This window comes from Bacteroidales bacterium, from assembly GCA_023228145.1.
Lineage (GTDB): Bacteria > Bacteroidota > Bacteroidia > Bacteroidales > CAIWKO01 > CAIWKO01.
The window spans coordinates 69,989-77,369 of the sequence record JALOBU010000015.1; the positions used below are offsets into that span (position 1 = coordinate 69,989).

The window sequence follows — 7,381 nt, forward strand, 5'->3', positions numbered from 1 at the left end:
CCCGGACAAATAGAATTGGTTCTTACAGGGAGATATGCTCCAAAGGAAATTATGGATGACAGACCTTGTAACGGAGATGAAGGAAATAAAACATTATTATTATCGGGGTATTCTTGTAAGAAAAGGCATAGAATTTTAGTTTGTGGGTTCAATGTATAAATGTACTTTGGGCTACAACAGATATCGTAAGGATATTAAATATTAAGTTGCTAATAAAAAGTATTAGAAATCTATTTTCGTCTGTAATTTTCAGGCTATTTTATCACATGCTATGATAAATATATATTATACCCATTTCATCACGCTAAAATCGCGTTTGTGGGCAAGAAGAGGGTTTTTCGGATATATCCTGAAAATAAAGTCATAAACCCCTACAAGTTCTGCGGGCATTTCGTGATAATATGTTACCACATTGTCCTTACTCTTAAGGATTTGCAGGTCATAACGGAATAATATCTTTTCCACTACATCATTTACTTTTTGCGCAAAGAGAAGTTCTACTCCGATATCGTTTTCGTTAAGTTCGTTTATACTCAGAACGACCTCTGCAGAAAATGTTTCCCCAAGCAAGAGGGGTTTTTTGTTTGAGTCGGTAATATTCAGCGACACAACTTCAATGCTTTCCCAGCCGCGTAAAATTTTCTGTTTCCAAGATGCCAGGCGGCGCGCATTTTTGAAATGTTCCGCATTCATCAGTTCGGTTCTGTCGCTCAGTATGGTATAAAATTTTTCGTAATAATCATCCAGCATGCGTTTCATAGTGAAACGCGGTGCTATGCAGGTCACTGAGTTTTTTATGTATTGTATCCATTTTTCAGGTATTCCTTTCTCGCTTCGTTCATAAAACATAGGGATAATAACATTTTCAAGCATGTTGTATATCGTAACGGCGTCCAGCGCATTTTGTGCCTGCTGGTTTTTATAGGTGCGTTCTTCATTCAGTGCCCAACCAGCGTTGGGAACATATCCTTCAGCCCACCAACCGTCAAGCACACTGAAATTCAGGGCGCCGTTCATCACGGCTTTCATTCCGCTGGTGCCCGAAGCTTCTTCGGGGCGGGTAGGGGTGTTGAGCCAGATGTCAACACCTTGTGTTAATTTTTTCCCCAGGTTAATATCATAATTTTCAACAAAAATTATTTTTCCTACAAATTCAGGATTTTGTGATAACTGGTAAATTTGTTTAAGGATTTCTTTTCCGGCACCGTCATGAGGATGGGCTTTGCCGGCAAAGAGAAATTGCACAGGCCTTTTTTTATTTTTTAATATGGCTGCAAGACGCTCGGGGTTATTAAACAGCAGTTGTGCTCTTTTATACGTAGCAAACCTTCTGGCAAATCCAATCGTGAGAGTTTGGTTGTTCAGACTTTCGGAGACCTTAAAAATATTCTGAGGGTTTTCCTGTCTCAAAGTCATTTCTTTAACAACACGGTCTCTGACAAAGTTAATAAGGTCAGCACGTTGTTCCTGCCTGATTTTCCATATAGTTTCATCCGGGACATCATAAAATTTTTTCCAGTATTTATGTTCAGACTGATGATTTATATATTCCTTATCAAAAGTTTCATCATACAGATTTTTCCATCTTTTTCCCACCCAGGTTGGATAGTGTACGCCATTAGTTACGTAACCGATATTTAGTTCATTATGGAAATATCCCTGAAATAATGGAGATAAGAGCTTTGAAGTGACTCTGCCGTGTATTTTACTCACTCCGTTTATTTCAGAAGAAAGGCGAGTAGCAAGTATGCTCATATTGAACTCTTCATTGCTGTCGTTTTCGTTCACCCTGCCCATTGCCATAAAGGTTTCCCAGTCTATTCGGAGCAATTCGGCATAATGCCTGATGTAAGTTCTTATGATGTCTTCGCTGAACTTGTCGTGACCGGCAGGCACAGGAGTGTGCGTGGTGAAAAGTGTTGATGCTTTTACCGCTTCCACGGCTTCCAGAAAAGTTAGGTTTTCTTCTTGCACAAGTTTGTGAAGCCTTTCGATACACATAAATGCAGCATGGCCCTCATTGCAATGGTAAATATCGGGTTTAATGTTCAATGCTTCCAATGCCCGAATACCTCCAATGCCCAGCATGAGTTCTTGCTTAAAACGCAATTCATTGTCACCGCCGTAAAGGCGATGTGAAATCATGCGGTCATCCTGATGGTTTTCTTCTAAATCTGTATCAAGCAAAAACAATGTAACCCTGCCGACTTCCACCCGCCATATTTTTGCATGTATGATACGGCCCGGTGCAGGAAGTTGTATCTTGAGCCATTTGTTATTTCCTTCGCCATTATTGGAATTTTCAAAAACAGGAATAAGTGGAAGCAGGGAATATTTTTGTGGGTGGTATGATTCAAGCTGGTCGCCAAGCAAAGAAACACTCTGGTCAAAATAACCATAGCGGTATAGCAGACTTATGCCTATGATGTTTGCGTTTGAGTCGCTGGCTTCTTTCAGAAAATCACCGGCAAGTATTCCCAAACCGCCCGAATATGTTTTAATAGAATCATGCAGGCCAAACTCCATACTAAAATACGAAATAAGTTTCCCTTGTTTCTCCGATGCCTTGTTCATGTAATTGCAAAACGCATTACTGACTATCTGAAGTTTGTTCAGGAAGGCCTGATTTTTTTCAAGTTTTTTGTAGTCGTCAAGTGTAAGCGAGCCTAATAGTGCAATGGGGTTGTGGTTGGATTGTTCCCACACCTTGGGTTTTATGATGCTGAACAGTTCAACGGCTTCAGGGTTCCATGTCCACCAAAGGTTTTTTGTCAGATTCAGCAGCGTTTTAAAATTTTCAGGTACGGTGGGCTTAACGAGAACTTTTCTCCACGATGGCGGTTCAATCTGCTTTGGCTTGACAACCTGGCCGGAACTGGTTATTTTATTTTTGTATTGTTCATACCTTCCTGACGCTTTTAAAAGCGCTATGCTGAAAGCCTCGTCATAGTGAGATAACATATTTTGCCAGAAAGCTTTGCAGGCCATGTCATAAGCTTTTTCCCTGAGTTCTGATTTTATTCCATCAGGTTGGCCAACAAAGGAAATTATGCGGCGGCATAATTCCTCTAAAACAAAGTCATGATTATCATCAGTGCGTTGAATCACTGAAATATATTCATGAGGATTCGCATCCTGTGATAATACCCATAATCCAAAGCCAGCAAGTGTAGTAGTTATTGTGGGGATATGAAAAGCAATACTTTCAAGCGGCGTATAGCCCCATGGTTCATAATATGAAGGGAAAACTGTAAGGTCAAAAGCTGTCAGGAAATCATAATAGTTTATGTCGATAATGCCATCTTTTTCGTCAAGGTAACAAGGAACAATTACTATTTTGACTTTGTCGGCAGGAGAGTTATTTAAGTTGTTTTCAGCAATACGTTGTATCATTGCATCTGACTTGTAATGGTGCAGATAATGCGTACAGTAGTCATTGCTGACGGGTTGGGAAAAATCTCTCTCCTTCATTCTGTTTATCAGGTTTTGTGACGCCCCGGCATGGTTTCCCGGTACTGCAATCACAGCAATAATGGTTTGAGAAGAATTTTTTGCATTGTTGATTCTTCCCATAGCATCAATAAATAAATCTATGCCTTTGTTGTAGAATTCATAGCGCCCGCTGGTCATGATAAAAACCGTATCATCAGGTAGATTTTGGTTTAAAAGGCCTTCTGTTATTTTTTTGATTTTTAGGCGGCTTTGGTTTCGTTTTTCATTAAGTTGTTCATTATCCGGTATCAGTCCTCCATCAAATCCATTTGGTGTAATTATGTCGGGTTTTTTTGCCAGAAAGTGCTCACATTCTTTGGCAGTTATTTCGCTTACGGTAGTAAAGCAGTCAGTATAGCCGGCCGATATTCTCTCAAGCGAGAATTTGGAAACAACCCCCATGGTTTTTGCCAATGATTCACTGTGATAAGTATGCATCTGACTGTAGAGAGGCATTCTGTTGCCTGCGATACTTCGCCCGAGTACTGTGGCATGCGTTGTAAAAATTGTTCCGATTTGCGGTGTGTGTTCGTTAAGGTATAATATACCCGTGCCAGTCATCCATTCGTGAAACTGGGCAACAATGTTTTCGTGTGGGAATACATGAAACTCATAAAAACTTTTTATAACTCTACCGGCGGCAATACCAAAAAGGGCAGGTTCCACATAGTCCCACTGCCCATAGTAAGAATCGAGGCCATATTTTTCCCATAATTTTTCGAATATTTTATCTTTTTCAGCAAAGAGCTGTGTAAAATCCACGAGAATAACAAGAGGTTTGTCTGTAATATTCCAGCGCCCTATGCGGAATTTCAGCCCTTCCTCAAGAGCCTGCTCTCTCCAGAGTTTATAAGAATATTGGTCTTCAATAAACTCCCCGTTTTCATTTGTGTCTTTAAAAACATCAGGTCCTATAAGCAGGTAATTGTCGTTAAATTTTTCGTCCAGCAGGGGTGCTTTGGTAGAAATAACGGTATAAATTCCACCTACCTTGTTGCATACTTCCCAACTGACTTCGAACAAATAGTCGGGCGTCAGCATATTTTTAGCAGTCATTATAGAGAATAATTAATAACTTTCAAAAGTATGAAAATTTATTTTCTTTTATTACAGAAAGCATAAGTTTATTATAATAAATCACATAATAATAAGAACTATAATTAGGAAATACAACAATTTCATGCTAACAAATAAAATTTGTTAAGGATTTTTTGTTTAAAACAATCTTCCAGAAAATTATTATAAATTCTTGTAAATCTAAGTTCTGAAAAATATCTCTTCGGGGAATGTAACAGATGTAAGAAACAATCCTTTTGCCGGTACCGACATGCCTGCATCGGAACGTTTACCGTTTTCAATAATATTACGAAAATCTTCGATACTAATTTTATGCAATCCCACATCAATCATGGTTCCTACAATAGCACGAACCATATTGCGTAAAAACCGGTTCGCTGTGATAGTAAAAATATATTTATAACCTTCTGTCTTCCAGAACGTCTCATAAATTGTGCAATTATGATTTTTTACCTGTGTGTGGGATTTCGAGAAACAGGCGAAATTGCTATATTTTTTCAACAAATTACATGCTTCATTCATCAGATTGCTGTCCAACTCTCTGGCAAAATAATATTCAAAGTTTCTGTTGAATGGGTCAGGTACGGCACTAATAAAATATTTGTAAGTCCTTGTTAATGCATCATAGCGAGCGTTTGCCTCAGGCTTGACTTTTATGAAATCAAAAACAACAATGTCTGCGGGCAGCAAACCATTTAAATTTCCACATATTTTTTTTTCAGAAGGGAATGTTATTTCACTGTCAAAATGTGCATAATACTCTTTTGCGTGGACTCCGGCATCGGTGCGCCCGCAACCTGTTAGCTTAATATTGTGACGTAAAATAGTTTGCAACGCTGCACTGACAATATGCTGAATGCTCATGGCATTTTGCTGTTGCTGCCATCCATGATACTGTGTTCCGTCGTAAGCAAGCTTTATAAAATATCGCTGCGGCATTTTAGATGATGTATTTAATTCTTCAAAAATACTAAAAAACCAAATTTATCATTACATTTGCCTGTTGATTTGAATATTCTTAATCATGATAATTGATTTTTTTATTCCTTGCTTTGTTGACCAGGTTTATCCGCACATCGGAATCAGCATGCTTAAAATTTTTGACAGACTGGGTGTGGCTGTGGATTATAACCCTGAACAAACATGTTGCGGCCAGATGGCTTTCAACAGCGGTTATTGGGATGATGCAAGGGTGATGGGCGAGAAGTTCATTCGTGATTTTTCAAATAACAGGTATATTGTTGCTCCTTCTGCTTCCTGTGTGAGTATGGTAAGAAATTATTATTCTGAACTTTTCTTTAATACCTCTTTACACAACCCATGCAAGCAGATACAAAAAAATATTTATGAGCTCACGGATTTTTTAACAACAGTGCTTGACAAAGATGAATTAGGCGCTGAGTTTCCTCATATTATTACCTATCATGATGCATGTGCAGCCTTAAGGGAATATGGCATAAAGGAGCAGCCAAGGCGTTTGCTCAGTAAAGTAAGAGGCTTGAAGCTCAACGAGATGAAAGATAATGATGTTTGTTGCGGATTTGGCGGAACCTTTTCTGTGAAATTTGAACCTATCTCCACAGCCATGGGAGAGCAAAAAGTACAGAATGCCATTGAAAGCGGAGCGGAGTATATTGTTTCCACAGAAGCCTCCTGCCTGATGCATCTCGAAGGGTATATCAGCAAACACAAACTGCCTATAAAAACGATACACATTGCCGATGTCCTGGCCTGTGGTTTGTAATAATTCATTAATACGCTGTCTATGAGTTGGGACGTTTATATGAAGGGTTTCAGGTCTTTTCTGTTGCTTGAAAAATCATTATCTGTTAACTCAATAGAAGCATACCTGCACGATACAAAAAAGCTGGTTCAATATCTTGATTATTCAAATCAGATGACGAAACCTGAAAACATTGAATTAAAACATCTGCAGGATTTTGTACAATGGATAAATAAACTTGGGATGAGTTCATATACCCAGGCTCGTGTTATTTCAGGCATAAGGGCATTTTATAAATATCTTATCATAGACAACATTATTACAAACGACCCGACAGAATTGCTGGAGTTGCCTAAGATAAGCCGAAAACTTCCCGATGTACTTAGTGTTGAAGAGATAAATGTCCTGATAGCTGCCATTGATTTGAGCCATCCTCAGGGGGAGCGTAACAAAGCAATATTGGAAACCTTATACGGTTGCGGCTTGCGCGTTTCCGAGCTTATTAATCTTAAAATATCAGATGTTTATTTTAATGAAGGTTTTGTTCGTATTATCGGGAAAGGTAATAAAGAACGCCTGTCGCCGATTGGCAATTCTGCCATGAAGCAGATTAGCATTTATCTGAAACAAGTCAGGGTTCATCAGGAAATTAAAAAAGGCAGCGCCGACATAATTTTTTTAAACAGAAGAGGCGGAAAGATGAGCCGGCAAATGATATTTTTTATAATTAAAGAGCTGGCAGAAAAGTCTGGTTTGAAGAAAAAAATCGGCCCACATACTTTCAGACATTCCTTTGCCACTCATCTTATTGAACGCGGCGCCGACCTGAGGGCCGTTCAGGACATGCTGGGGCATGAATCCATAACAACTACAGAGATTTATACCCACCTTGACAGAGATTTTCTTCGTGATGCTATTATTCAGTATCATCCCAGGTCGTAAACCTGAATGATAAAAGGTTAGATATATAGGCCAAAAATAGTTGGTAAGAAGTTCTAAAATCGTTTACCACGTAGTTTTAAAAGAAAGTTATATGAAAGTCGTTTCATATAACTTTTTTTGTATTTAAAAACATGTCAAAAAAAGCGA

Annotated in this window: 4 protein-coding genes and 1 pseudogene; 3 read left to right on the top strand and 2 right to left on the bottom strand. The window is 38.7% G+C overall.

Going from position 1 to position 7,381, the window contains the following annotated elements; translation table 11 throughout:
- Nucleotides 1-15 precede the first annotated feature (15 nt).
- Nucleotides 16-139: pseudogene (locus tag M0R16_08910) on the top strand (cob(I)yrinic acid a,c-diamide adenosyltransferase).
- A 146-nt stretch (nt 140-285) separates the two neighbouring features.
- Here the strand turns inward: M0R16_08910 and glgP are convergent.
- Together glgP and truA are read right to left on the bottom strand one after the other, a co-directional pair.
- Nucleotides 286-4,548, bottom strand: a complete 4,263-nt coding sequence (gene glgP / locus M0R16_08915) for an alpha-glucan family phosphorylase (protein MCK9613003.1) — start codon at nt 4,546-4,548, stop codon at nt 286-288.
- A 201-nt stretch (nt 4,549-4,749) separates the two neighbouring features.
- On the bottom strand, nt 4,750-5,508 hold the full coding sequence (gene truA / locus M0R16_08920) for a tRNA pseudouridine(38-40) synthase TruA (protein ID MCK9613004.1): 759 nt from the start codon (nt 5,506-5,508) through the stop codon (nt 4,750-4,752).
- 85 nt (nt 5,509-5,593) lie between these two features.
- Here truA and M0R16_08925 point away from each other — a divergent pair, with 85 nt between their 5' ends.
- Nucleotides 5,594-6,313, top strand: a complete 720-nt coding sequence (locus tag M0R16_08925; protein MCK9613005.1) for a (Fe-S)-binding protein — start codon at nt 5,594-5,596, stop codon at nt 6,311-6,313.
- 21 nt (nt 6,314-6,334) lie between these two features.
- Nucleotides 6,335-7,234, top strand: a complete 900-nt coding sequence (xerD, locus tag M0R16_08930; GenBank protein MCK9613006.1) for a site-specific tyrosine recombinase XerD — start codon at nt 6,335-6,337, stop codon at nt 7,232-7,234.
- Nucleotides 7,235-7,381 lie beyond the last annotated feature (147 nt).